The sequence below is a fragment of the Streptomyces sp. HB132 genome (assembly GCF_016909575.1).
Classification (GTDB): Bacteria; Actinomycetota; Actinomycetes; order Streptomycetales; family Streptomycetaceae; genus Streptomyces.
Genome location: NZ_JAFBGA010000008.1, coordinates 45,699 through 69,649 on the forward strand (window position 1 = coordinate 45,699; position 23,951 = coordinate 69,649).

Genomic DNA, 23,951 nt, shown 5'->3' on the forward strand with positions numbered 1-23,951 from the left:
GGAGACTGTGAAGACCATGGCCGCGAAATATCGCGAGACCAGCAGGGCCGCCTACCTCCTCAAGCCTGGTGCCGCCCCCTGGACCGCCCGTTACCGCACGTTGCCCTTCCCTGAGCAGTGGCACGAAAGTGTTCTGGAACTCTGCAACCTCGGCCGCGCTCCCAAGGCTGAGCCGTACCGAACCGCGCCCGTCGCCCGCTTCAACGGAGTCCTGCAGAGCCTCGCCCCCGACTTGATCGTGCGAGGCCGCCCTCGCGACCCGCGTCAGCTGGCCGAGGACTTCTGGCTCTACGCCCCGTACGACGTCCCACACCCGCTCCCCGGCGACACACTGGACCGGCTCAACGGCGCCTGGCTCCAGGACCTGCGCCCCGAACCCGAGCACCACCGCGCCGTCCTGAACGCATACACAGCGCTGCGCTCAAGCCCGCCGCGATGGCAGGACGTCACTGTCGACCTCCTAGGCTGCCCCACAACCGAAGGTGGCGGAACCGCCGCCCCACGTGACCGGCAGTACCAACTCGCGACCGACGCCCTGGCCCGGCGCATCCTCGCCCTCGGCCCCTACGAACACAGCGCCGGAAGTCTGCACTTCCGGGCCGTACCGCGTGGCCCGCGCCAACAGGGAGCAGAGCTCCTCTCCCAGCCTCTCTCACACGTAGTCAAGGGGCGGAAATGGTGGTTCTCCATCGTGATCAACATTTCGCTGCACACTGTCCCCTTCGACCCCCGGCCCCGGCTCCACCTGCACACCGGAGTACGCCGCTGGGCAACTCGCCTCGACCCAAAGAAACAGCGGCTGCGGCTGCCATCCGGGCGCGACACATCCGTCTATCTGCTGCCGGGCATCCCCTGGCTGTCAGGAACGCCCACCAGCGACCGTTACGCGGTGGCACGTCTGACCTGGGACCGCACCAGCCAGGGCTACGCCTGGAAGAACAACGGACCAGCTCAGATTCTCGGCAGGCTGGCGCTCAACCGCCCCTTCCCCGACCCGGTCAGACTGCTTACCGAACCCGAGGAATGGATCGGCGACGGAGAGGGCACCCGTGCCTCGGTCGTTCACAGCACCCATTTGGGCGCGCACGGCGTCGGTACCGGCCTGATGTCACACCAGCGTTCACAGATCGTTGAATGGGCCGAACAGGCGTTGCCCGAGCAGATGCGTCGGGTTCCTGCCCTCAGCCGGGCCAGCGTCGGCAGCAGTGCTCCTGCGAACGTCCGGCCCAAGCCGAAAGCGGCGGAGAAGGACGCCGAAGCGGAACGCGAAGCCCGTGCCCGCCGGACCGCCCTTGCGGTGGCTGCCAGGATCAACAAGGGACAAGAGCCCGCCGAGGCGTTCGAGCGGACGGGAGACGCTGGCCTGGTCGAAGCACGGCTGGTGTGGCAGAGCCCTTCTTTCCGGGAGGCGGCTATCGAGGCCCTCACTGATGTCCTCGGGCTGGACGGCGACGGCGGACGTCCTGCAGCCGCCGGCGCCGAGGAAGAGTACGAGCGGGCCGCACCCGGAAGCGCAGTCATCCTCGAGTGGAAGTCATCCGAACTCATCCTCCGCCTGCGCTGCCTACGCGCCACCGGCGGAATCACCGACACCCTGGGCATCGACGCCAAAGCGCGGCCGAGAGGCAAAGCACTGGAGGCTGGCATCAGCACCCGGCGCAAGGCGGCCGGGGCATTTCTGGCAGCCGACGGAGCCGACCTGCTCCACCCCGGTTTCGCACTCGTGGAGATTGACCGCCGGCAGGACTTCGCGCACCCGCTGGACGACCCCAAGTACGCGCTTCGGCTGGGCTGCGCGGACGCCGGCGTTCTTACGCAGTTCGCGCTGGTCCCAAAGAAGACCAAGGGGCACAACACCGAGAAGAACCTCATGCACCGGGTCCGATCGGGATGGGAGGACGCCCTGCGTCAGTTCGGCGTCCGCGTCCTGCCCGAGCACACGCTCGGCGAGGCCCTCCCCGAGAACCTGCGCTACGTCGCCACGTACATGGTCAAGCGACGAAAGGACGGTCCCACGCGCCTTCCTCGCCACACCCCTGTGGCCGTCATGGTCACACCGCTCGCACCAGGCAGCGGTCTGGCGGCAGTCACCGGCTGGGACGAGCAGAAGGGACGCTGGATCCCCTACTCCCACTTCCTGCTCGGCCTGGTCAGGACTGCCGAAATTCCGGAGGTTAGTGAACACGCAGGGGCTGAGCCCGGGACCGTCAGAAACACTGAAGCGGTAGCTGCTGTACCCCCCCAGCGTTCGTACAGTGTCTGGCAGCAGGACATGGACGAGCAGCGCAGGACCACCGCCCGCTACCTCCAGAAGATGGTCCGCTCACTCCGCGGTCGTCCCACCGTGCTGTTGACCCATTCTCAGAACAGCAGGTTGCACTGGCCCTGGCTCCAGGACGGCCGAACCGAACAGGACCTGATCAAGACCGGGCACGCCCAGCCAGCGGGTCTGGACCCCGATCTCCGGTTGATTCGCGTACGTACCGCTGCAGGCAGGGAGACCCCACAGTGGTGGGGTAACGCCGCTCCCGGCGAGGTCAACGGCCTGCCCCAGGGCCTCTGGGTGGAGGACGAGGACGCGCCTCGGTCCTCAGGGCGGATCTTCTACAGCACCACTCCGAAGGCCGGCACCTTCCGGGACTCCGCCGTCGAGGCTGACAAGATCGCCCCCCGCCCTCTGCGACAGGGACCCAACAGAGGCAAACCCACTATCGACACGCACATCCCCGCCTGGAACCCTGGGCTGGTGGAAATTGCGGTCCTGGGCTGCCACGAGGACGCCGGCGATTCGCCCGAAGCCCTTGCCCTCGCGGTGCACCAACTTCGCCAAGCCCCCGACTATCTGGACGCACTATCGCTTCCGTTGCCCCTGCATCTGGCGAGCCTCGCCCAGCACTACGTACTGCCGACGGTCACCGAGGGAGAGGCTGAGGAACCCTTCCCTGCCGAGACAAAGGGCGGTGTCGATGATCAGCGAGTGGCGGAGGTGCTGGGCGTGATCGCGGAGGCCGTAAACATCGAACCGGTAGATGTGGACCCGGAGTACGCGGAGGAGCCTGGCCTCGCGCAAGCTCCGGAGGAGGAGCAGCTCGCCCTCTTCTCCTGAATCACGCACCAGCTCGTAGGAAAGCTCCGCTGCCGGTCCACCGGGATCACCGCCGCCATCCGTGCCGTAGTCACCCTCAAACTCGCCACCTGATCAATATGAGAAAGGGCGGCTCCGCCGCGGCAATCACTCGCTGAGTGCGCACGGCCGGGCACCAGCGTGAGCCCCGTCAGCGTGGACCGAACCTCTGCCCGCGCTGTCGACCTGGGTCGCGCGCCGCAGAGGCCGTCGCGGCTCACACGAACCGGCGTGGCGTGAAGCCCTCGAACACTGGGCACTCCCTTTGACCAGCGAAGGGCTGGGCCTGCTGTACGGGGACCTGATCCGGCAGCCTGAGCCGAGCCGTCACATTGAGGAGCGCGTGATGCCGTTGATGGCCGCCGCGCATCCTTCGGCCCTGCTTACCTACACAGCCCCGGAGCCCGGTGAACCGAGGGTGTCGGTACGCCAGCGCGATCGATTCCCGCACGTACCGGTGCGAGGCTTTCGGCTGGCTCCGCAAGGCGACTCCGGGGTCCATTTCACTCTGGACCGCGCACACACGCCGTGGAGTTGCGGGAGCCGGCGATGGTCGCCGTCGCCCGGGAAGCACCGCATGGCAGGGAGCACCGCCTCGATGTTCGCTGCGGCCCGCGCCGCGTGGACCGCGACCTGCTCACCGATGCCACCCGGCCGGTCAGCCCGTGACGGGCTCGCGCGGATCGTTGAGGAGTGGTGGTTCGGGGCCCGCCACGTCGGCTCCCTCACCCTCACCACCTCGACGGGCAGCGTCCGCCTCGACCACGACTCCGCCGATGCCCCGGATCGCTTCGCGCTTCCGGAGCTGCTGCACGTCGACGAGAGCTGACTCCCGATCCCTCTCGGGGGCAGCAACGCTCACTGCGGAACGCGGTCAACCGCGTGCAGGTCGAACATCATCGATACTTCGCGGCGCGCTTGCGACGGTCCCGCCGGCGACCGCATCCCACCGCTACTGGGAGACCCGCCATCGAACAGGTCAGTCAGAGCGTCGCGAGGGGACCGAAATCCTGTTATTGGTCGGAAGAGAAAGCGGCAGAGAGTAGGCATCGCCGGAGGTTGGCAGGCGAATAACTAGCTTCGTTGCCTGGAACAGCTTGAGAAGGAGAGGCTTCGGCGCCGACTCCAGGTTGGCGATGAGGAAGGGTAGATGCGCCGGAAGGTCGGTGTGTGAATCCTGGCGCAACGCTGCGAGAGCGGCAGAAGGAATAGGGCTATTGCGTATTGCGGGGCTGCGTTACAGATCAAGAAATGCCAGCGTAGGACCAGGCGTCCGCGGGGAGTTCGTGCCTCAGATTCCACCGGATGGCCATCGGCCTGCTGCCTGTGTGCCCGACGTACTCGGCAGGCCCGAGAAAGAGCCAGGGTTGAGCGCTCCCGATGTCGCTGCTCCTGTACTGGCGCATGAAGAGAAGCACGCTGGTACCCATCTCGACGTGGTTCCGGTACCGGAGCCCTGTGGGTGAGGTCTCGGAAGTCGTGCTCTGGGACTCCCAACGGAACAGCGTCTTGCTCAATGCGTAGTCGTGCAGGCGGTTCCGGGGTGAGGAGACTGGTTCGTCGTCCTTCTCCAACGTGATGAACAGTGCGTCAGTCTTCACGGAGTCGCACCACACAACGCCTTGAGCGAAGCTGGCCGGGGCGTAGCCACCGACCTGGGCCAGTCCGAGCGCCGACAACATCTCCTCACGGGTGTATGAAGAATGGATAGTGAGGGGGACACTGTGCCCGTCGCCGATTCCGATCAGAGGGATCGGGACGCGCTCGGCGTTTTCCAGGTTGTGTGCCAGTACCTGACGCAGCTCGCTCCGTACCGCTTGCTGTTGGTGCAAAGTCGTGAATCCCTCTTCGTAGCTGCTGAACTCCGCGTGCTCAGCGCCTCCGTGGGGCCATAGCTGGAAGAAGAGCATGCGAGCGTACGCCTGGCCCCACTCGTCAAGATCGTTGTAGAGGGGAGCGTCGTCCTCCAGCATCCGGGTGTACGCCTGCACGCGCTCCGGGTCGTCCACATGGAGAAAGGAACGTACACGCTTGAGCAGAGCTGCCTCTCCTTCGGGAGTCTCGCCTTCGAGTACACCGGCACGGCGTAGGGCCCGGGTCCATGTGCCGTTGCCGCGGTACAGGTCATCGAGTTCCCGTCCGCTCTCTTGCAGGTAGCGACTCAGGCCCAGCTGCCCGTACTCGGCGGCCGCGCGGGCCGCGTCAGTGACGCTGCGCCGCATTTGCTCCCTGATGCTGTCGATGACGAGGATCTTGGCCTTCTCGTCAAGGGCGATCATGGAGCCGGCGGGAAGTCGGGGGAAGTCGTGCTCGACATGGTCGAGCAACCGTCTGCCGGTCAGATTCGTCATGGCTCGGAACTGGTTGTCGAGGCGAAACTCTGCACGGTGGTGACCGATGAAGTCGAGCACGGTCAGTACGCGCTTGCCCGGGGAGCGGGTAAGGCCCACACCCAGCTGTTGCAGGAATCGCAGGGCGCTCGACGTCGGGCGCAGCAGGAGCAGTGTGTCCACCTCGGGGATGCTGGGATCGTGACTGAGCATCTCGACGCAGAAGATGACCTGCAAGTCGCCGTTCCTGAGGGAGGAAAGTGCCCTCATGCGCTCTGCTGCGGGGGCTGCCGCCGTGAGAGCGACGGCGCGGAAGCCGGCGGCACGGAAGAACTGAGCCATGAATTCGGCGTGTGCCACGGACACACAGAACCCCACCGCTCGCATGGCCTTCACATCGGGGATCTTGTCCCGGATGGCGCTGACGACCAGCCGCGCTCGTGCGTCGTCGCCGGTCAGCGCAGCGTTCAGCGACGCCCCGTCGTACGCTCCCTGCTGCCAGCCCAGTGGTTGAAGGTCGGTGTTGTCCGCAATGCCGAAGTAATGGAAGGGGCACAAGACGTCACTGTCCAGAGCGTCCCACAGACGCATCTCTGCAGCGATACGACCGTCGAAGAACGCCTCGTGGATGCTCGGGCCGTCCGTCCGCTCGGGAGCCGACGAAAGGCCGAGCAACTCCACCGGCGCGAAGCGCTCCAGGATGTTGGCGAACGTCGGCGTTCCTGCTCCGTGGAACTCGTCGATGACGATCACATCGAACTGATCGATTGGCAGCTCGTCCACGACTCGCCCGAGGGACTGCCACGTAGCGAACACGTGATTCCAACGCTCGGGGATCCCCCCGCCATACAAGGAGTCTCCGAACTGCGGGGTCATGAGGACGTCTTGATAGGTCTGGTGCGCCTGGTGCACTGCTTCCACGGAGCCTGCGACGAAGAGAAGACGCAGGTCCCGCTGGTGCTGCTCGCACAGCTGCTTGTAGTCGAAGGCGGCCATGAGCGTCTTGCCGGTGCCAGGAGCCGCGACGAGGAGGTTGCGGTGCCGGTCGTGGATCTCTCGCTCGGCGTTCAGACGGTCAAGCATGTCGCGTTGCCCGTGCCTCAACATGAAGGCTCCGGCAGCTGGGATGCTGTCCAGGGCGGCTGTCACGTCCTGTACCGGCTCTGGACGATCGTCTGGCAGGGGCGGCTGGTCAAGAGCTTGCTGCCTGTCGTCTTTCATGTACTCAATCGCAGGATGGTGCTGCCCCTCGAAGCCGGAGCGAGGCTCGGCGGATGCGACGCCAAGGAGATGGGCCGTTTCCGCAGCCGCTTGGGCGACAGGCCGAAGCCCGGTGGGCACGTTCTCCTGGCTGGTGGGCGAGTACAGCGCGGCGACGATTCCGTGCGGAGCCTGAGGATGGGCTTCGAGATGGTCGGTGAGCGCGAAGTGGGTGTCCCATACCTGGTCGCGGCTCAGTAGCCCGCGCAGATGATGCGCCGCGTCCGGGTGGAACCGGTACACGATGTCTGCGTTCTCGTGCCGGGTCGCCGTGAGCAATCCGGCGGTGAGGAACTCCGCGGTGTCGGCCACGGCGGCTTCGGGGACGATGCGCTCACGGATCACGTCGAGAACGGGGAGGGTGAACACGTTGAGTGACGAGGCGGCGATCGCCAGCCGCACGGCGGGGGAGCGCAGGTTGTCTGTGAAGGCCACTGCCGCGGCTGTGACCTGCGTGTCGTTCGCCGGTGCACCGGGTGAGTCGGCACTCGGCCGCGAAGTGCGGTTTCGGGAGGGTATCCGTCCTGAAGCCGGGACAAGGACAGCCTCGCAGCCGCCTGGGTCGGTACGCATCACGGCGCGTGCCCAGGCGAGGATCTGGTGGGCATCCATTTGCAGCACGGGCAACGCCTGCCAGGGACGCGTCCCCGGGGCGCCGTCGCGGAAGAAACGGGGACGACGGTAGGCGAGGAGCCGTCCCGGGGATGCCGGGACGGAGGCGGTTGCGGTTGTCCGGGGCAGGTCGAGGCCGGAGCGCTGCCAGAGGCGTTTCGGAAGCGGGTTGATCAAGGCCACGGCAGCCGTTCGGCCCCATGTATGGAGCGTCTGCCACAGGTCGTTTTGGCGCCAGGCGGGAGCCGCGCAGTCGGAAACGACGAGAAGGAGGCGGTGGGCGGGCTGCTTGTGGCGGGGGTCAGACGGCTCCACGGGGAGGGACCCGCCGCGGTGGTCGCGGAGCAGTGGCGTGACCTCCGGTGGATGTTCCAGATGCCATACATGAACGCTGCGGAAGGCGGACAGGGTGCGCAGCACCTTGGTGAGTGCGAGTGAGGTCTCGTCCCAGACCGCCATGGACGTGCCGCGGTCCACGACCACGACGACCTCCAGCCAGGGCTCCGGGGCAGGCGCGAGCTGGGGGACGAGGACACCGGTTCGGGTGTAGTGATCGACGGTGGCGCCCAGGTCGAGACACCGGTGAACCCGGGAGGGACGGGAGCGGCGCAGCGGGCGCAGGGCACGGCCGATGTCGAGAGCGTTCGGTAGGGCCGGGGCGCGGCCGATGCTCAGGGGGCTGCCGGGGATCGAGTGGCTGCTGCTGTCGTCCTTCAGCCAGACCGAGGCCGTCCCCGGAGAGTTTGCGTCCGAACCGGAATTAGGGGCCGACGGATCGTCGCAGGAGTCGTCGGTTCCCTCTTCGGGCTGCAGGGGTGGTGGCTCTTCGGCGGCCGGAAGGGGATCGGTGGCGATGTCAACGGTCCGGCTGGTGCCGGATCTGGCGGCGGCGAGAAGAAGAGCGTCGAGGGTCTCCCGGATGTCGCCCTCCGCGCTGCCGCTGAGGTCGCCCAGGTCGGCGTGGGCCAGGGCGGCCAGCAGCCGTGCGGACCGGTTCTCACCCACGCCCGAGTCCTTGGAGCAGCAGCTCCTGCAGGCGCGTCCGCTGCTCATCGTCCTGGATGCGGTTGCCGCGCAGGAGATGGACGGCGCTCAGCAACTGGTCGACGGCGAGGTTCTCACCGCGGTTCAGACGGTCCACAAAAGCGTTCACCAGGGTATCGGTGGTGTCTTCCTCTACCTTCTCCAAGTGGGCCTCGACGATGCTGGTGAGGGTCGAAACCGTGAGTGCGGGCATGTCGAACCGCACGCAGCGCCGCAGAAACGGGGCGGGGAAGTCGCGTTCGCCGTTGCTGGTGAGGACGATGACCGGAAACTCCTCGCATTCCACCAGACCGTTGTCGATGTCGTCCAGGGCGCCCGGATCGGCGCTGCGGACGGTGACTCGCCTCCTTGAGTGTCGGGCAAGTTCGGGAATCTCGAAGCGGCCGCGTTCCAGAACGTCGAGGAGGTCGCTCGGCAGGTCGAGATCGCTCTTGTCGATCTCGTCGATCAGCAGGGCACGGGGGAGGCCGCCGGGCAGCAAGGCAGTACCGAGAGGGCCGAGTTGGACGAAGTCCCCGATGTCGTCGCTCGCGGCACGGGTGGCGCGACGCGCAACCCGCCCGTTCCTGGAAGCGGCGGGACGGCCGATGGCTCGGAGGTTGTAGGCGTGGATGCGGCCCAGGGCGTCGTAGCGGTAGAGCGCGTCGGCGAGGGTGCTGCGGGAGGTGATGTGCCAGCGCAGCACACTCCCGAGCCCGAGTTCGGCGGCGATCTGCTCGATGACGGAGGACTTCCCGGAGCCGGCCGGCCCGGTCAGCAGCAGGGGCCGACGCAGATGGAGCGCGGCGTTGACCGCGTCGACCAGTCCGGGGTCCGCCCGGTAGGTGCTCGCCAGGGAAAGTGACTGCGTTGCGTCTGCCGTGCCGGCCCTGCCCGTCGGCGCGCGCCACGGAGGCGGAGGAGGCAGCCTCTGAGGCTGCTCGGGGATGCTCCCCGTGCCCGTGTAGTACGGCGTCCAGTTCATGCTTGCTCCTTCGGCGTCACGTCTTGTGGGGCGACGACCGCCCGGCCGGCGCGTCGCTGGCAGAAGTCCTGCCAGTGCGCGTCGTGCCATGTCGTACGGATATCAGCCAGATGACCGGGAACGCCCTCGCCAAGGCTGTTCTCCAGCCGCTCCTGGAAAGCGCGGACGAGTTTTTCCGGCAGCGAATGCCAGTGCTCCGCGACCGCATCTTGGAGCGCCCGGGTGTCGGGGACGCTCCTGCGCCGAGGCCATATCAAAGCCGGTGTGTGGATGAGGAGTTCCTCCAGCATGAGGTCGAAGTCCTTCTCCGGCAGGGTGCTCACTCCCCATACGCAGCCGCCCAAACGCCGACGGCCGAGTAACTCCTGCAGCGTCTCAACGCTGCTGAGATCATCGGAGTCGAGCCATGACGGACCGGCCTGAGCCTTGGTCTGCAAGGAGGACAGCAACTGGCTTCCGGTGTGCAGCATGTCATCGAGGCTGACACCGGGCGGGGGCGTCAACAGACCCGACCAGCGGGTCGTGACGTCGTAGTCGACGCCCAGCATCCGTCTGCCGCGGACTACTCGCCACTCTTCCGGCGGGGAATCCAGAAGCAGAAGGGTCGGGACCGACACATCGACCGGCACCAGCCGCTCGCCCGCTGCCCCCAGCCAGGACAGCGCCCACCCGCGGGCCTCATCCAGCGCGGACACCAGGGCGCCCGGCCCGGGCTTGCATGGGAATTCTGCAGTGTGCACCAAGGCCGAGCCGAAGAGAAGCGATGCCTCCACACGGACGACGTCCTCACCGCCGTCGTCGGCGACCACCAGGACCAGGCGGGGTGTCGCCCCGGTCAGTTCCTTCAGCCGGCTGTTTAGAGCGGAGGTGGCACCCGATGTGCCTGCCCAGGAGATCAGTTGCCGCGGAAGAACATCCTCTGGACTCATCACGTGAGCAAGGGCGGCGACGAAATGCACCAGCGTCCGGCGCTGTCCTGCGGGGGCGACGGCCGATTGGTCGAGGACGGCGTGCTCTACCAGGTCACGCAGGGAGGGGCATGGCACCCGGACCACCATCTCCAGCGGGAATCCGGCGCGTGCCGCCGCCTTGCGGAGCAAGTCGTCGGTAAGGGCACCCCCGAAGGTCTCCTCGAGGACGGCGACGGCGGAAGTGCAGACGCCCAGATCGCGCTCGAACTCCAGGGCACGTTGGACGGCGGGGTGGCCAAGATGTTCCTGCCCCAGCCCGCCGAGCCAGTCCGCGAGTTGCCCCCTGCTGTTGATGGCTTCCGGGCCTTGCATCGGACGCAGCAGCTTGCGCAACCTCTCGTACGCCAAGGCACCGAGAGAGCCGACAGAGCCTCGCAGCGTGGCCTGGACGTTGTGGGCCAGCCACAGCGATTCACCGGACACGGGGGCGCCGTCGAACACGAAGGCGCCGGGTTCCTGGGTATGGATAAGGCTGCGCAGTTCCTTGACTAACTGGGCGTCAACGGCCAAGAACTCCCCGGCATTCGCCACCCCGTTCTCCAGCAGCTCGGCAAGCTGGACACTCAGGTTCATGTCCCATGCCGGCAGATGAGCGGAAGCGGCGAAAAGAACCGACACACTGACACTGCCCTGCTGGAGCCCGGCCGTCGCGGACTGCGGACTCACAAGTGCGGCGGCTGCGTGGCAGGTGTCGACGATGGCTATCAGACCACCGAGTCCGGGCTCGTTCGTCACCGTGCCGATCGCGGACGCCACATCCAGTTGGTGGATCGCTCCGTCCTGCGTGCTGCCCGAGGTGACGAAGTACAGCAGGCCACCGCAGCCACCGATTCCATGGCCCAGCATGGCCAAGACGAGCGGGCCACCGTCCTCCTTCGCCCGGCCGACTGCAGCGGCGAGCGCATTTTCGACAACCGGTTTGCCCAGGGCGGTGCCCACGAGCAATGACCCTGTTTCGCCCTCACCACGGTCCAGACAGGCACCGAGATCCGGGTCCACCAGCGCCCTGTGGAGACGGCGCGCCGCGCCTTCCAGACCCGGCAGTTCTTCCGCGCCCCTGCACTGGGCGCCGATCACCAGCACATGGCGGGAGACCGCTGATGTGACGAGCTCCGTCACGGCAGAAGAGCCTCCACGATCGGCCCGGCCACCTCCGCGTGTTCAAGGTACTTGGTAGCTGTATGGGTCCACACCCCACCGGACTTCACGGGCGCAGAGTGCGCCTTCACCCCTCTGCTGCTCGGCGCGATCCAGTCCGCCAGCCGTGGACGTCCGACCACGACGTCGTTTCGGTCCCAGAAGTTGTGCCACGCCCCCACCTCTTCCGGGCAGGACGGCGGCTGCGGCACCAAACGCTGCAGGACCACGCCGCCGAGCGCGAGAGGGGACCCGAGCGTCACCCACAGTTCGACCGGGCCCCCGTACTCGTGCAGGGCTTCGTAGGCGACAACGGTGCCCAAGGAGTGTGAGACCACGACGAGTGGACGAGCGGGATCCAGTCCCTTCAGCACCCGGGAGCGGATGGCCGAGCCCAGAGCGGCCCTTTCACCGCTTCGGTTCAAGTAGCGTGCGACTTGGGAGAGATGCAGCGCGAATGCCTGTCCATTCACCCATTGCGCACCTTGGCGAAGACCGGGCAACTGGAGCAGTGTCGTGGTCACCCAGACCAGGCGCCGCGCGAACTCGCCCACGCCCTGAGCACGGCTGCCGGATGAGAGCGCATCGACATGGTGCCGGGCCTGTTCGATGACCCTGGCGTCGCGCGTAGCGGTATCCGGTGGATACTGCTCGGCGAGCTCATTCACCATCGCCTCCAACAAGCCGGAGAGCACCTGCTCCTCGGACAGATCCAACTCTCCGCCCAATACACCTCCCTGGGCTCCCCGGAGGGTGAACAGATCGCTGTAGTCGGCGAAACGCACATCCGCCAGCCAGCCTTGGGTGAGTGCCGAGACCAACTCCGCCTGCCCGGCGGCGCGCACACCGGCGGCCAACGCTCTGAGCCATTGTTGTCGTTCAGCCTCCGCGCTGCGGAGGCTGCCGATCCCATGAACGAACACGAGCTGCGGATTCGCCGTCCTCACCAGAAGCCTCCCCCCGGGCCTTACGTGCGAAGGCCATCCTGTCCTGTGAGGGGCCAAGGGCGGTACTTGCAGCGCCGCGTGTGAGGAAGCCAACGTTGCAGACTGGTCGACGCGACCGGCCGCGAATGCTGCGGAGAGCGTGACTGCCGTGGTGTTTACAAGCGTCGGACCGTCGCCCGCACCCCAGATGCTATGCGAACTCTAGCCGTTAGCCGTCGGTGTTGGCGACGATTCCGGGCAGCCGAGGCAGCGATGCTGGCCGCGGTTCGCGGCGGCTGCCAGCCAGCGATTGCGCACCGGGCGTAAAAACCTGCCAGCCGCATCCGTCGACCAGTACATGGTTGCGGGCCCGCCCTGGGCAGGCGGACCGCCGGATGCCGCGCGAGGTGCATCGTAGACTGCACCTCGCGTAGCTGACGCCATGTCATGCGTCAGCTACGAGCGCGCAACGCCCGCACCGCCCGTAACGCACACGAGTAAGATGCCGGGTTTGTCGCCATCGCGGCGCTGACTGGCACTATATTCACGTGTTTTTGATTCACCTGTTTCCCGATGACCCATCATGTCGAGTGCGTCGCGATCCTTGAGCCCGCCGAAAAGGGCCGCTGACCTGCAGGTTCGGCCAGTGTGCATTATGTGCGCTGTGGGCGTTACGGGCGATATCTTGACGCATATTCGACGCACGAAAGGCGCTTCTGACGCACGTTTGACGCACGTTCTGATGGGGCGTCAGGCGGCCGTTCTCGCAGGTGGCGGCGCGTTAGGTGGGGCCCGTCAGGTTCCTTCTTTGCTATCTCTTGGGCCAAGGGGCGTCGGGTGTGGCCTGGTTTGGGGCTCAGTAGCCCTGCTGCCCGTATCGGCGCAGGTGCTTGCGGTACGACTTACCGGCCTCCCAGTCGCGGAGTGACGGCGACGGAGCCGACGGCCCGGCGGACGTGTTCGGAGTCCATCAGCTCGGCGGCCCGGCGCCAGGTTGAAGGGCTGCTCGCGCCGGGCTCCCTTCCGAAGAGGTCCGAGCTCAGGGATCTCCGGGGCTTCGCCTATCTCCTTCAACTGGCAGCTGGCATGGCCCTGATGCGCCAGTGCCTCACCGGAAACGCCGCTCGTCTGCGCACAGTGGATCAGCGACGACGCCGATCTGGCGCGAGCCCACCGCGACAGCGCGGTCAGCCGAATCGACACCCTCGTCCCGGGCATCCAGCGCCCCGGACTCCTCGCCACCCACGTCGTCTGCCGCCCGACCGGCACCATGCCCCCGTCATCTGCGAAGGGGCCGACACCGCCTGGACCGACCACCCCCTCACCCACCATCACGACGCCAGGCACTGCGCGCTCCATCACGCGCTGGTTGACCGGGCCTGAGACCTTGCGAACAGGCCCCAACCGCCTTGCACCCGCTCAGCGAAGATCATTCACCGGACGCCCGGCAGGGCCGGCCCGGCCGGTCCCGCAACAGCGGCACGCCTCGTTCTCGTGGCCGCTCAGACGGTGAACTCCCGGATCACGGTGTTCCTGAAGACCGCCTTGCCGTCGATCGTGAACAGTGCGAGCCGGGTGTCCGTGAGGTAGGGGAACGCCTCCATCGAGTGGGTGTGGCGGCCGTCGTCGAAGAACACCTCGACCGAGGTGCGGTCGACCAGGACGCGCAGCGTGACCTTGTGGGCCGATGCGTCGAAGGGGGTCCTGCTCTCCTGCCACTTGCCGGAGGTGTCGGGGTTGGCGGCGCCCCGGCGGTTCACGAAGGCGTAGTCGCCGTACACGCCCGCGTCGATGTGCCGGCTGCCGTCGGCTGACCTGCGCAGTTGGACGCCCGCGCCGGTGAGCTGGTCCCAGGTGATCTCGGTGGACAGTTCGTACGCCGTACCCGTGTAGTCGAGGACCAGTTGGCCGTCCACGGTGAGGTCGCCGAGGTCGACGGTCCGTGCGACATGCTGGTCCAGGGCTTGCACGGGGCGCGACGCCAGGTAGTGGGTGCCCGACGCGGCGCGGCGCAGGGTGATCTCGCGGACGACCGAGTCCGTGCCGTTGAAACCGTCGGCGTCGATGGTCGGCGTGGTGTTGGGGTAATCCCAATTGTTGAGCCAGCCGATCGCGTAGCGGACGGCCGGGTCGACGGCGCCGTTCGCGGCGTGCTTCTCGAAGGTAACGGCGCCGTACCAGTCGAAGCCGTGGTCCAGCCACTGCGGCTCCGGCGCGTCGGGCGTGAAGGTCGTGCCGTCGAACTCGCCCGTCCAGTACGCGTACGTGTTGGGCAGACCGGACGCCTTGCCGTTGGCGCTGACGCCGAGCACCCACTTCGCGGTGCCTTCTGCGGTGGTGATGCGGAACAGATCGGGGCACTCCAGGAGGCCGATGCCCTCCTTCACGAAGCCGCCGGCGTACGTCCACTTCTTGAGGTTCGCGGAGTGGTAGAAGCCGACCTTGGTGCCCTCGGCGAGCACCATCACCCAGCGGCCGCGCTCCTCGTCCCGGATCACCTTGGGGTCGCGGAAGTCCTGCACGCCCGGGTTGGGGACGGCCGGATCCGTGCCGTGGTTCTTGAAGGTGCGGCCCTTGTCGGTGGAGTACCACAGGTACTGGGCCTGGCCGTTGGTGGTCCCGTCCGGCTGCATGGTGGCCAGGACGACGACCGCGCCCGCGCCGAAGCCCGCCGTGTTGCCGGTGTCCACCACCGCGGAGCCCGACCAGACGTCGCCGTTGTGGGTCGTGTCCTTGGGGATCGCGATGCCCTGGTCCTTGAACGTGACCAGGTCGGTGCTGGTGGCCAGGCGCCAGGCCGTGCCGGTGGTCGTGCCGCCGGCCAGGTAGTCGGCGTTGTAGAGGTAGTAGTAGTGGTACTCGCCGTCGATCCAGATCGGCTTCTGCGGGTCGTTCTTCCACTGGTCGGGGACGGTGAAGTGGTACTCGGCCCGGTAACTGGCCCCCTGCTCGGCCGACTCGCTGTCCTGGGTGGAGGCAGCGCTTAGGCCGGACGCCGCTGCCGCGGGTATCGCGGCCAGCGCCGCGCCCACGGCTCCGGCCCGGATAAGCGTCCTTCTGGTCATGTCTCGCATCGTCACTGGTCCCTTTCCTGGCACTGGCGGCTCATGGCGGGACCTCGCCGTCCGGCGCCGGTCCACGCTGGGTCAGGACTGTAGACCTAACTCGTTAAAGGTCAACCTTTGCGCAAGGGTTGACACCGATGTAACAGAGTTCTCATCATCGGGTCACGGAAATCAACTAACACGAGTTAGGCCCGTCGATGACCGACTCGCCCCACCCTCCCGACCGCACCTTCCCCCGCCGCACTCTGCTGCGCTACGGCGGCTACGGCGCAGGCGCCGCCGCGCTCACCGGCACTGCCGCGAGCTGGGACCGGCTGACCGGCGCCGACATCCCTGGCCGCGACGGCGACTCGCTGGTCGTCGCCACGCTCGGCTCCGCCTTCGACCCGGCGGCGCAGCGCACTCTGCGCGAGGGCTTCCAGGCGCTGCACCCCGACATCAAGCTGCGCCTGCTGCCCATCCAGGCCACCGACTGGTCGGACTTCTTCGCCAAGATCCTCACCCAGATCGCCGCGGGCACCGAACCCGACCTCGTCTATGTCGCCACCGAAGGCGTACAGCTCTTCGCCCAGCGCCTCGGCGTACCGCTCGACTCCTGGGTGAAGCGCGATGCGGACGAGCTGCGCGAGTACTTCACGGACGTCCATCCCTCGCTGGTCGAGTCGATGATGTACGAGGGGAGCCTCTATCAGCTGCCCGTCGAGTTCAACGCGGCCGACGTGTACCTCAACACCGGGGTGCTGCGAAAGGCGGGCGCCGAACTGCCGCCGCCCGACTGGAGTCGCGACCAGTTCACGGCGCTGCTGCGGGAGTTGAAGCGCGGCGGCGGCTCGCACTTCACGCCGTACTTCTGGACCAACCGCCTGTGGGGCGGCGTCGTCCCGTGGCTGTTCGCCAACGACACGAACATCCTCGCCGAGTCCAAGGCCCCCGGCGGCGACTGGCTGTGGAACGGCTTCTACCCGGCCGGCCAGCGCCGCGGCCGGGGCGGCGGCTACCGCTGGCGCACCCCCCAGGCCACCCATGAGCGCGTCGAGGAGGTGTACGACTACCTGGCCTCGCTCGTCCAGGACCGGCTCTGCTCACGTCCCGAGGGCGGCAACGGCGACAACCTGGTCGGTGTCTTCTCCACCGGCCGCGTCGGCGTCACCCCGGCGGGCGGCTTCTGGGCGGGCGGGCTGCACGACGCGGGCATGCGGCGCACCGGCTACGACGTGCAGTACTTCCCTCGCTGGCGCACCCAGCGCCACCAGTTCGGCGCCGCCGGCTACGCGCTGCTGCGGACGTCGAAGAAGCAGGACGCGGCCTGGGAGTTCATCAAGTACTCCGTGCGCAAGGACGTCCTCGCCGAGCTGTTCCGGGCCAACCAGACGACCCCGGCCCGTCGTTCGATGGTGCAGGTGGCCCGCTACGAGGAGACCGGGCCGACGCACTGGCAGGTCTTCTACGACACCCTCGACAAGTTCCCCACCACAGGCCCGATCCCGGCGCCGCCCCAGGTCGCCGAGGTCGAGCAGCTCCTCCTCAAGCACACCGGCACCGCGCTCGGCGATCCGCGCGGGGTGCGTCCCGCGCTGCGGCGGCTGCAGGGCGATCTGGAGAAGGCCATGGAGCGTGACGTATGACAACCACCCAGCAGACCGGGACCGCCGGGGCACGGACCTCCGTCGTGGAGCAGCCGGCCCGGCGCACCGCCCGGGACCGCGGCTCACGCCTCCTGGCCATGCTCTTCCTCGCGCCGACCGTCATCGGTGTCCTGGTGTTCACCGTCGTACCGATCGTCGGATCCGTCGTCCTGAGCTTCTTCCACTGGGACGTCATCGACGCGCCGACGTTCGCCGGGACCGCCAACTACCGCGAGGCGTTCACCGACGACGCGGTCCTCGTCTCGTTCACCAACACGCTCCTGTTCATGTTCTTCGCGGTCGCCCTCCAGCTGCTGCTCGCACTGGCCCTCGCGCTGGCCCTCAACGACCGGCTGCCCGGCTGGCTGCGTTCGGCGTTCCGCTCGGCGTTCCTCTTCCCGCTCGTGCTGTCCGCGGCCTCCATCTCCGTGGTGATGAAGTACCTCTTCAACCAGGACTTCGGGGTGATCAACTGGCTGCTCGGCCATGTCGGTATCGACCCGATCCCCTGGCTGACCTCGGAGCACTCGGCGATGGCCGCGGTCGTTCTCGTCTATGTCTGGCAGCAGTTCGGCTTCTCCTTCCTGCTGTTCGTCGGCGGTCTGAACAACATCCCCAAGGAGATCCACGAGGCCGCCTCGCTCGACGGCGCCACCGGCCTGCGCAAACACCTCGCCATCACCCTGCCGCTGCTCTCGCCGACCCTCCTGGTCGCCTCGGTGGTGGGCATCATCAACGCCCTTCAGGTCTTCGAGCAGCCGTACGTCCTGACCGACGGCGGGCCCGGCGACGCCACCCGCACGGTCGTGATGGTCATCTACCAGAGCGCCTTCGAGCAGCTGCGGTTCGGCGAGGCGTCGGCGGTCGGCGTACTGCTCTTCACCCTGATCCTCGCGGTCACGGCACTCCAGTTCCGGCTCAGCCGGCGATTCGTCCACTACCAGTGAGCCCGGTGATCCCTGTGAACCGTAAGACGTTCGGCCTGTCGTCCTGGGCGCGGATCGCCGGTCTGACCGTGGTCGCGCTGCTCACCCTCGGCCCGGTGATCTGGACCGTGTCCACGTCGCTGCGGGCCCCCGCGGAGTCCTTCGACCTGCCGCCGCAGATCATCCCCTCGCATCCGACGACCGCGGCCTACCACCAGATCTTCGGGCAGATCGACGTCTGGCTGCTCGCGCTCAACTCGACCCTGGTGACCGCGCTGATCGCGGCCGGCCAGATGATCACCGCGGGTCTTGCCGGATACGCCTTCGCGCGCCTGGAGTTCCGCTTCAAGAAGCCGCTGTTCGGTCTGGTCCTCGCCACGATGATGGTGCCGTTGCAGGTGACGATCGTGCCGGTGTTCCTGGTCCTGAAGTCGATGGGCCTCACCGACACCCTCCTCGGCCTGATCGTCCCCGCCTGGCCCACCGCGTTCGGGACGTTCCTGATGCGGCAGTACTTCCTCGGCATGCCCAAGGATCTCGGCGAGGCCGCGATGATCGACGGCGCCGGGCCCTGGCGGATCTTCCGCTCGGTGTACGCGCCGCTGGCCGCGCCGGGCCTGGCCATCGTGGGCGTCCTCGCCTTCAACTACCACTGGAACGAGTTCTTCCGCCCGCTGATCCTGGAGACGTCGACCGACAACTTCACGCTGCCGCTCGGCCTGGTCTCGCTCCAGGGCAATCTCGGCACCGGGTCCGTCTCCGTGGTGCTCGCGGGCGTCGTGCTCTCCATGATCCCCGCCATCGCCGTCTTCGCCGTCGGCCAGCGCCCTCTGCGCGAGGGCATCACCTCCGCAGGAGTGAACCGTTGAGCACGCAGCCCGCACCGCCTCAGCTCGATCCGCACGCCCCGCGTTTCAGGGTCAGGCCGCCCGCGAACTGGATCAACGACCCCAACGGGCCCTTCCGTTGGCGCGGCCGCTACCACCTCTTCTACCAGCACAACCCCGACGCCCCCGTGCACACGAACATGCACTGGGGCCACGTCTCCAGCGCCGACCTCGTGCGCTGGGAGCACCATCCGCTCGCGCTGACCCCGACGCCGGGCGGCCCGGACGAGGGCGGCTGCTGGTCGGGCTGCGTGGTGGACGACGCGGGCGTCCCCACCGCCGTCTACACCGGCGTGGACCACGCGCACACCGGGCTCGGCACCATCTGTCTGGCCCACGCCTCCGCCGACTCCCCGGAGTTGACGACCTGGCGCACGCTGCCCGAGCCGGTGGTCTCCGGGCCGCCACCGGGTCTGGACGTGACGATGTTCCGCGACCCGTTCGTCTTCCGGCACGGCGGGCGCCGCTGGGCGCTGGTCGGCGCGGGGCACGCCGACGGCACGCCGACGGTCCTCCTGTACGCCTGCGACGACCTCACGTCCTGGCGCTTCGCCGGGGTGTTGGCCGACGGGCACGATCCGGTGGCCCAGAAGGCGTTCGGCGACGGCGCGGTGGGCTGGGAGTGCCCTCAGCTGTTCGAGGGCGAAGGCGGCGACTGGACGCTGGCGATGTCGCTGTGGGACGGCTCCCCGCTGTCCACGGCATATCTGACGGGCCGTCTTCTCATGTCAGGCCAGGGCGACTTGATTGGCTTCGCGCCTCGCGTTGGCGGCCCGCTCGATCTCGGGAGGGACTGCTATGCGCCGGCCGTGCTGCACGACAGCGAAGCGGGCCGGAATCTGCTGTGGGGCTGGTCCTGGGAGGCCCGGGGCCAGCGGGAGGTGGACCACGCGGGCTGGTCCGGTGTCCTGACGGCGCCGCGGGTCGTCGGCACGCACCCCGACGGCACCGTACGCGTCAGCCCCGCACCGGAGCTCCAACTCCTGCGCGCACAGCATCCGTTCGTGACGGAGCCGGAAGGTCGTACGCCGCTCCCTCTCGCGTACGACATCGAGGTCACCGCCGTCACCTCCACCACGCTCACACTGCTGCGGGCCGCGTCGGGCGCGGAGCTGACGCTGACGCTCGACCCGGCGGCGGGCACGGCGACGCTGGACCGCACGAGCTGGCCCCGCGAACGGCCCGGCGGCTCGGCACCGATCACACTGACGTCAACTCCAGCCCCGCCAGCGGGACTTGAAGTGCGCATTCTGGTCGACGGCTCCTTGCTCGAACTCTTCGTGGCGGACCGCGCGGTGGCGACGGAGCGTATCTACCGACGCCCGGACGACGTCGCCGAGCTGACGGTCGCCGGAGAAGGCGCGCGGGTCACCGGCTGGGAAGTGGTACCGCCGGGGCACGAGTGAGCGGCCTCGGCACGGAGCACCCCGCGCCCTCACGAACGCGGCGGCCCCACCGAGTCGCGCACCACCACGGGACACCGCAGACGCCTGACCTCCACGGCAGGGGGCGTGCCGTTGTCGATGGCGTCCAGCAGCAGACCCGTCGCCACCTCCCCCATGGCACGGTGCGGCAGCGCGACGGTGGTCAGCGGCGGGTCCAGGAACCCCGCCATGTGCTCCTGGTCGTCGTAGCCGACCAGCGAGAGTTCGCCGGGGACGTCGATGCCGAGCCGGGCCGCGGCGTGCAGGACGCCCGCCGCGACCCGGTCGTTGTAGCAGACGATGCCCGTGGGGCGACGCTCGGCGGGCACGCCGTCCAGCAGGCGCATCGCTCCCGCGAAGCCGGCGGAGATCTCGCCTCCGCCGCGCACGATCCGGTCCTCGCCCGCGCGCTCGCCCACCGTGCGCAGCGCGTCCCGGAATCCGCGCAGGCGCTCCGCCGACGCGATGTCGTCGAGCCCGCCGACCAGGGCGATCCTGCGGTGCCCCGCGTCGAGGAGGAGCTTGGCCGCCGCCCGGCCGCCGGACCGCTCGGCGGGGATCACGGCGGCCAGCGAGCCGTCGTCGGGAAGGCAGTTGGCGAACACCGCGAAGGTGCGCTTCAGGCCCGCGGGAACGCGGGCGGAGCGCAGGGACATGGCGGCGTAGATGATGCCGTCCACCCGCCGGTCCAGGAGCTCGGCGACGGCCGCGTCCTCCTTGGCGAGGTCGCCGGTGGAGTCGACGGTGAGCACCAGGTGTTCGCGGTCCCAGGCGGTCTGCATGGCGCCGCGCAGCAGCGCCCCGGCGAACGGCGACGAGGCGATGTGGTCGGTGACCAGGCCGATCACGGCCGTTCGGCGGCGGCGCAGTCCGCGGGCGACGGCGTTGGGCCGGTAGCCGAGCTGCTCGGCGGCCTTGCGGATGCGTGCCTGGGTCGCGGGCGAGATGTTGCCCTCGGCGCGGTCGTTGAAGACGAAGGAGACGGCGGTGTGCGAGACACCGGCGAGCCGCGCGACGTCCTTTGACGTCGGCAGCTCGGGCCTGCCCGCCTCCCCGCTCACGCTGCCGGCGTTCGCGATGTCCCCCGCCCCCCTTCGATGCCGCACGGCTGTCGCGCCTTGATCCACGTCAGCCTATCCGCGCCCCCCCCCTGCGTCCCGACATGGCCGTACGCTCCGGCGATACTGGCCCTGCGCTTGTCGCCCGCCGTCACCCAGCAGGAGGAAACACGACGTGAGCCGCCCCACCGCCCGCGATGTCGCCGAGCTTGCCGGGGTGTCACGCGCCGCCGTGTCGTTCGTCTTCAGCGGCCGCGCCGCGGGGAACCTCTCCGCCAAGACCCAGGCGCGCATCAAGAAGGCCGCCGATCAACTCGGTTACCGCCCTGACGAGGTGGCCCGCTCACTGCGCAAACAGCGTAGCGCGGTGATCGGACTGCTCAGCGACGAGATCGCGACGAGCCCGTTCGCCGGCCGTCTGGTGATCGGCGCGATGGAGGCGGCCCGTGAGCGCGGGCACCAGGTGCTGCTCCTGGAGTCCCGCCTCGACCCGGCTGCCGAGGCGGAGGCGGTCGCCGAGCTGCGGGCCCGCCGGGTGGACGGGATCGTGTACGCGGCGATGTCCATGCGCCGCACCGTCGTGCCCGAGGGCATCGATCCGTCCCGCACGGTGCTCGCCAACTGCCTGCCGCGCGAGCCCGGTTCGTACGCCTCGGTGGTGCCGGACGAGCGCAGGGGCGGCCGGTGCGCGGTGGACGTGCTCATCGAGGCGGGGCATCGCGACATCGCGTTGCTCGGCGGGGCGAAGGGTGACATCGCCGCGTCGGACCGGGCGCGCGGTTTCCGCGACGGGCTGCGGGCGGCCGGGATCACCGCCCGCGAGGAGTGGGTGCTGCGCGCGGGCTGGCAGATCGACGAGGGGTACGCGGCGGCGCTGCGGGTGCTCGACGGTCCCGCCCGGCCGACGGGTGTGGTCTGCGCGAACGACCGGGTGGCCGCGGGCACGTTGCTCGCCGCGGCCCGCCTGGGCATCGACGTACCCACCGAACTGTCGGTGGTCGGCTACGACGACCAGGACCAGATGGCCGCCCACCTGGTCCCGGCCCTGACGACGATCGCGCTCCCGCACCACGAGATGGGCGCGACCGCGGTCCGCATGCTGCTCGACGCCTCCGACGCGGACGAGCCGGTGGACCGTCGGGCCGCGCGCCGCCTGACGTGCCCCGTGGTCACCCGCGACTCGGTCCGCCCGCCGGCAGCGCGAGTCAGTGCCGGCTGACGTACTTCCAGGCCCGCGTCTCCACCTGCGCGGAGCCCCGCACCACCGTCACCTCGTAGCGGCCCGCGGGAGCGGGGTACACCTTCTCCGTGAGCATCGCCCGCTCGTCGACGCACGCCTCGATCAACGGGCCGTCCACCAGGACCCGCAGGTGGGACCGTGTGCCGCCGGGCACGGTCGCGATCGCCTCGGCAGTTCGGGGCAGCGGGTGCGACGCCGTCGCGGGGGCGCCGGTGCGGTCCAGGACGAGCGTCCCGCGGGTCGGGTTCACCCTGAGGGAGACCGCCTCGCCGAGGCTCAGGACGATCTCGCTGTCGGGCCGGTCGACGCGTACGTCGAGTGCGATCTCGTACGAGGCAGGCAGCTCGGCGCCGACGGGCAGCGGTGTCCCGCGCAGCGCGGTCAACTCGCGGGCGGGGGCGAGCCGCAGGGTGCCGTCCGGGTGTACGCCGATCTCGCGCGGGTGGGTGAGGCAGCCCGCCCAGCCCGCGGCCAGGGCCTCCTGCTCGGTGCGTGACTCCCAGCTCCAGCCCCACAGCAGGGTGCGGTCGTCCTCGACCAGGGCGGTGGGGGCGTAGAAGTCCCTGCCGTGGTCGAGCATTCCGCCGGTCGCGGGCACGAAGCGCAGGCCGTCGCCCGCCGCCCGCAGGTCGCCGACGAGATACGACGTCGAGTACGTGATGTCGTCGATCCACAGCGAGAGGAGCAGCACCCAGCGGCCGTCGCCCGTCGGCAGCAGTGCCGGGCACTCCCATGCCGTGGCGGGTCCGGCGATCCGGCCCGCCACCGGGTCGGTGGCGTCGACGAGCGAACCGGCGTAGGTCCACTCGGTGAGCGAGTCCACGCGGTAGAGCAGCACGTCCCCTGTCCCGCTCGCCCGGTGTCCTGCGCCGATCAGGGCCCAGCGCTGTCCTTCGTGGGAGAAGAGGTACGGGTCGCGGAAGGCGACGAGGTCGAGGCCGGGCGGCGGTCCTGCGACGACCGGCTCGGGCTCGGCCTTCAGCTCGGTGATCAGGTCGTCCGTGGCGCGGGCCAGCATCACCGAGCCGATGCCGTCGTCGCGGTCCATGCCCGTGTAGACGGCGGTGGGCACGCCGTCGTCGATGACCGCGCAGCCGGACCAGGCACCGCGTCCGTCCCGGCCGCCGGGGGTGGGCGCGAGCGCGATGCCGTGGTCGGTCCAGGTCACCAGGTCGGGGCTCGAGGCATGGCCCCAGTGGATGTCGCCCCAGACCGGGGCGCCGGGGTTGTGCTGGAAGAAGAGGTGGTAGCGGCCGTCGTGAAAGAGCGGCCCGTTGGGGTCGTTACACCACTGCCCGGCGGCAGGACGTACGTGGTGGCTCGGGATGTTCCGGTCGTCTGCCTCAGTCATGACGATG

General features: G+C 68.7%; 14 protein-coding genes. 7 read left to right on the forward strand and 7 right to left on the reverse strand.

Annotation, left to right across the window (positions count from 1 at the left end; all coding sequences use genetic code 11):
• Positions 1-16: 16 nt before the first annotated feature.
• Positions 17-3,106 (forward strand): pPIWI_RE module domain-containing protein, encoded by a 3,090-nt coding sequence (locus JOC24_RS19185; RefSeq protein ID WP_205021570.1) that lies wholly within the window; start codon positions 17-19, stop codon positions 3,104-3,106.
• Between the two features lie 595 nt (positions 3,107-3,701).
• On the forward strand, positions 3,702-3,953 hold the full coding sequence (locus JOC24_RS19190; protein ID WP_205021571.1) for a hypothetical protein: 252 nt from the start codon (positions 3,702-3,704) through the stop codon (positions 3,951-3,953).
• Between the two features lie 415 nt (positions 3,954-4,368).
• Here the strand turns inward: JOC24_RS19190 and JOC24_RS19195 are convergent, their stop codons facing one another.
• The 5 genes from JOC24_RS19195 to JOC24_RS19215 all read right to left on the reverse strand — a co-directional run bounded on the left by JOC24_RS19195 (position 4,369) and on the right by JOC24_RS19215 (position 15,442).
• Positions 4,369-8,331 carry a DUF3427 domain-containing protein gene (locus JOC24_RS19195; RefSeq protein ID WP_307792728.1) on the reverse strand — a complete coding sequence of 1,321 codons (3,963 nt, stop codon included), beginning with the start codon at positions 8,329-8,331 and terminating at the stop codon, positions 4,369-4,371.
• Positions 8,324-9,334, reverse strand: a complete 1,011-nt coding sequence (locus tag JOC24_RS19200) for an AAA family ATPase (protein WP_205021572.1) — start codon at positions 9,332-9,334, stop codon at positions 8,324-8,326. The genes JOC24_RS19195 and JOC24_RS19200 overlap by 8 nt, the downstream gene beginning before the upstream one ends.
• Positions 9,331-11,424, reverse strand: coding sequence for a vWA-MoxR associated conflict system protein (locus tag JOC24_RS19205; protein ID WP_205021573.1), 2,094 nt, complete (start codon positions 11,422-11,424; stop codon positions 9,331-9,333). The genes JOC24_RS19200 and JOC24_RS19205 overlap by 4 nt, the downstream gene beginning before the upstream one ends.
• Complete coding sequence (locus tag JOC24_RS19210) at positions 11,421-12,389, reverse strand: hypothetical protein (RefSeq protein WP_307792729.1); 969 nt, start codon at positions 12,387-12,389, stop codon at positions 11,421-11,423. The genes JOC24_RS19205 and JOC24_RS19210 overlap by 4 nt, the downstream gene beginning before the upstream one ends.
• 1,481 nt (positions 12,390-13,870) lie before the next feature.
• Positions 13,871-15,442: a glycoside hydrolase family 32 protein gene (locus JOC24_RS19215; protein WP_205021775.1), complete on the reverse strand. Its 1,572-nt coding sequence runs from the start codon at positions 15,440-15,442 to the stop codon at positions 13,871-13,873.
• 188 nt (positions 15,443-15,630) lie between these two features.
• Between JOC24_RS19215 and JOC24_RS19220 the strand changes: the two genes are divergently transcribed.
• From JOC24_RS19220 to JOC24_RS19235, 4 genes are read left to right on the forward strand one after another with little or no spacing between them, the layout of a single operon-like run.
• A complete protein-coding gene (locus JOC24_RS19220) occupies positions 15,631-17,058 on the forward strand; it encodes an extracellular solute-binding protein (protein WP_205021574.1) in 1,428 nt (475 codons plus the stop codon).
• The gene (locus tag JOC24_RS19225; RefSeq protein ID WP_205021575.1) at positions 17,055-18,005 is read left to right on the forward strand and encodes a carbohydrate ABC transporter permease; all 951 of its coding nucleotides are present in this window, start codon (positions 17,055-17,057) and stop codon (positions 18,003-18,005) included. Before JOC24_RS19220 ends, JOC24_RS19225 begins: the two co-directional genes overlap by 4 nt.
• 5 nt (positions 18,006-18,010) lie before the next feature.
• Positions 18,011-18,853, forward strand: coding sequence for a carbohydrate ABC transporter permease (locus tag JOC24_RS19230; RefSeq protein ID WP_374104509.1), 843 nt, complete (start codon positions 18,011-18,013; stop codon positions 18,851-18,853).
• Positions 18,850-20,277: a glycoside hydrolase family 32 protein gene (locus JOC24_RS19235; protein WP_205021577.1), complete on the forward strand. Its 1,428-nt coding sequence runs from the start codon at positions 18,850-18,852 to the stop codon at positions 20,275-20,277. Before JOC24_RS19230 ends, JOC24_RS19235 begins: the two co-directional genes overlap by 4 nt.
• 29 nt (positions 20,278-20,306) lie before the next feature.
• On the opposite strand, the gene JOC24_RS19240 is transcribed toward JOC24_RS19235, so the two are convergent.
• Positions 20,307-21,356, reverse strand: a complete 1,050-nt coding sequence (locus JOC24_RS19240; protein ID WP_205021776.1) for a LacI family DNA-binding transcriptional regulator — start codon at positions 21,354-21,356, stop codon at positions 20,307-20,309.
• A gap of 172 nt (positions 21,357-21,528) precedes the next feature.
• Between JOC24_RS19240 and JOC24_RS19245 the strand changes: the two genes are divergently transcribed.
• Positions 21,529-22,572, forward strand: coding sequence for a LacI family DNA-binding transcriptional regulator (locus tag JOC24_RS19245; protein ID WP_205021578.1), 1,044 nt, complete (start codon positions 21,529-21,531; stop codon positions 22,570-22,572).
• On the opposite strand, the gene JOC24_RS19250 is transcribed toward JOC24_RS19245, so the two are convergent.
• Complete coding sequence (locus JOC24_RS19250) at positions 22,559-23,944, reverse strand: glycoside hydrolase family 32 protein (RefSeq protein ID WP_205021579.1); 1,386 nt, start codon at positions 23,942-23,944, stop codon at positions 22,559-22,561. The two genes, JOC24_RS19245 and JOC24_RS19250, sit on opposite strands and share 14 nt — an antisense overlap.
• Positions 23,945-23,951 lie beyond the last annotated feature (7 nt).

What these genes read in the sequence shown, in the direction of transcription:
- JOC24_RS19185 (WP_205021570.1), top strand. Translation starts at nt 17, where the DNA reads ATGGCCGCGAAATATCGCGAGACCAGCAGGGCCGCCTACCTCCTCAAG.
- JOC24_RS19190 (WP_205021571.1), top strand. Translation starts at nt 3,702, where the DNA reads ATGGCAGGGAGCACCGCCTCGATGTTCGCTGCGGCCCGCGCCGCGTGG.
- JOC24_RS19200 (WP_205021572.1), bottom strand. Translation starts at nt 9,334, where the DNA reads ATGAACTGGACGCCGTACTACACGGGCACGGGGAGCATCCCCGAGCAG.
- JOC24_RS19215 (WP_205021775.1), bottom strand. Translation starts at nt 15,442, where the DNA reads ATGCGAGACATGACCAGAAGGACGCTTATCCGGGCCGGAGCCGTGGGC.
- JOC24_RS19220 (WP_205021574.1), top strand. Translation starts at nt 15,631, where the DNA reads ATGACCGACTCGCCCCACCCTCCCGACCGCACCTTCCCCCGCCGCACT.
- JOC24_RS19225 (WP_205021575.1), top strand. Translation starts at nt 17,055, where the DNA reads ATGACAACCACCCAGCAGACCGGGACCGCCGGGGCACGGACCTCCGTC.
- JOC24_RS19250 (WP_205021579.1), bottom strand. Translation starts at nt 23,944, where the DNA reads ATGACTGAGGCAGACGACCGGAACATCCCGAGCCACCACGTACGTCCT.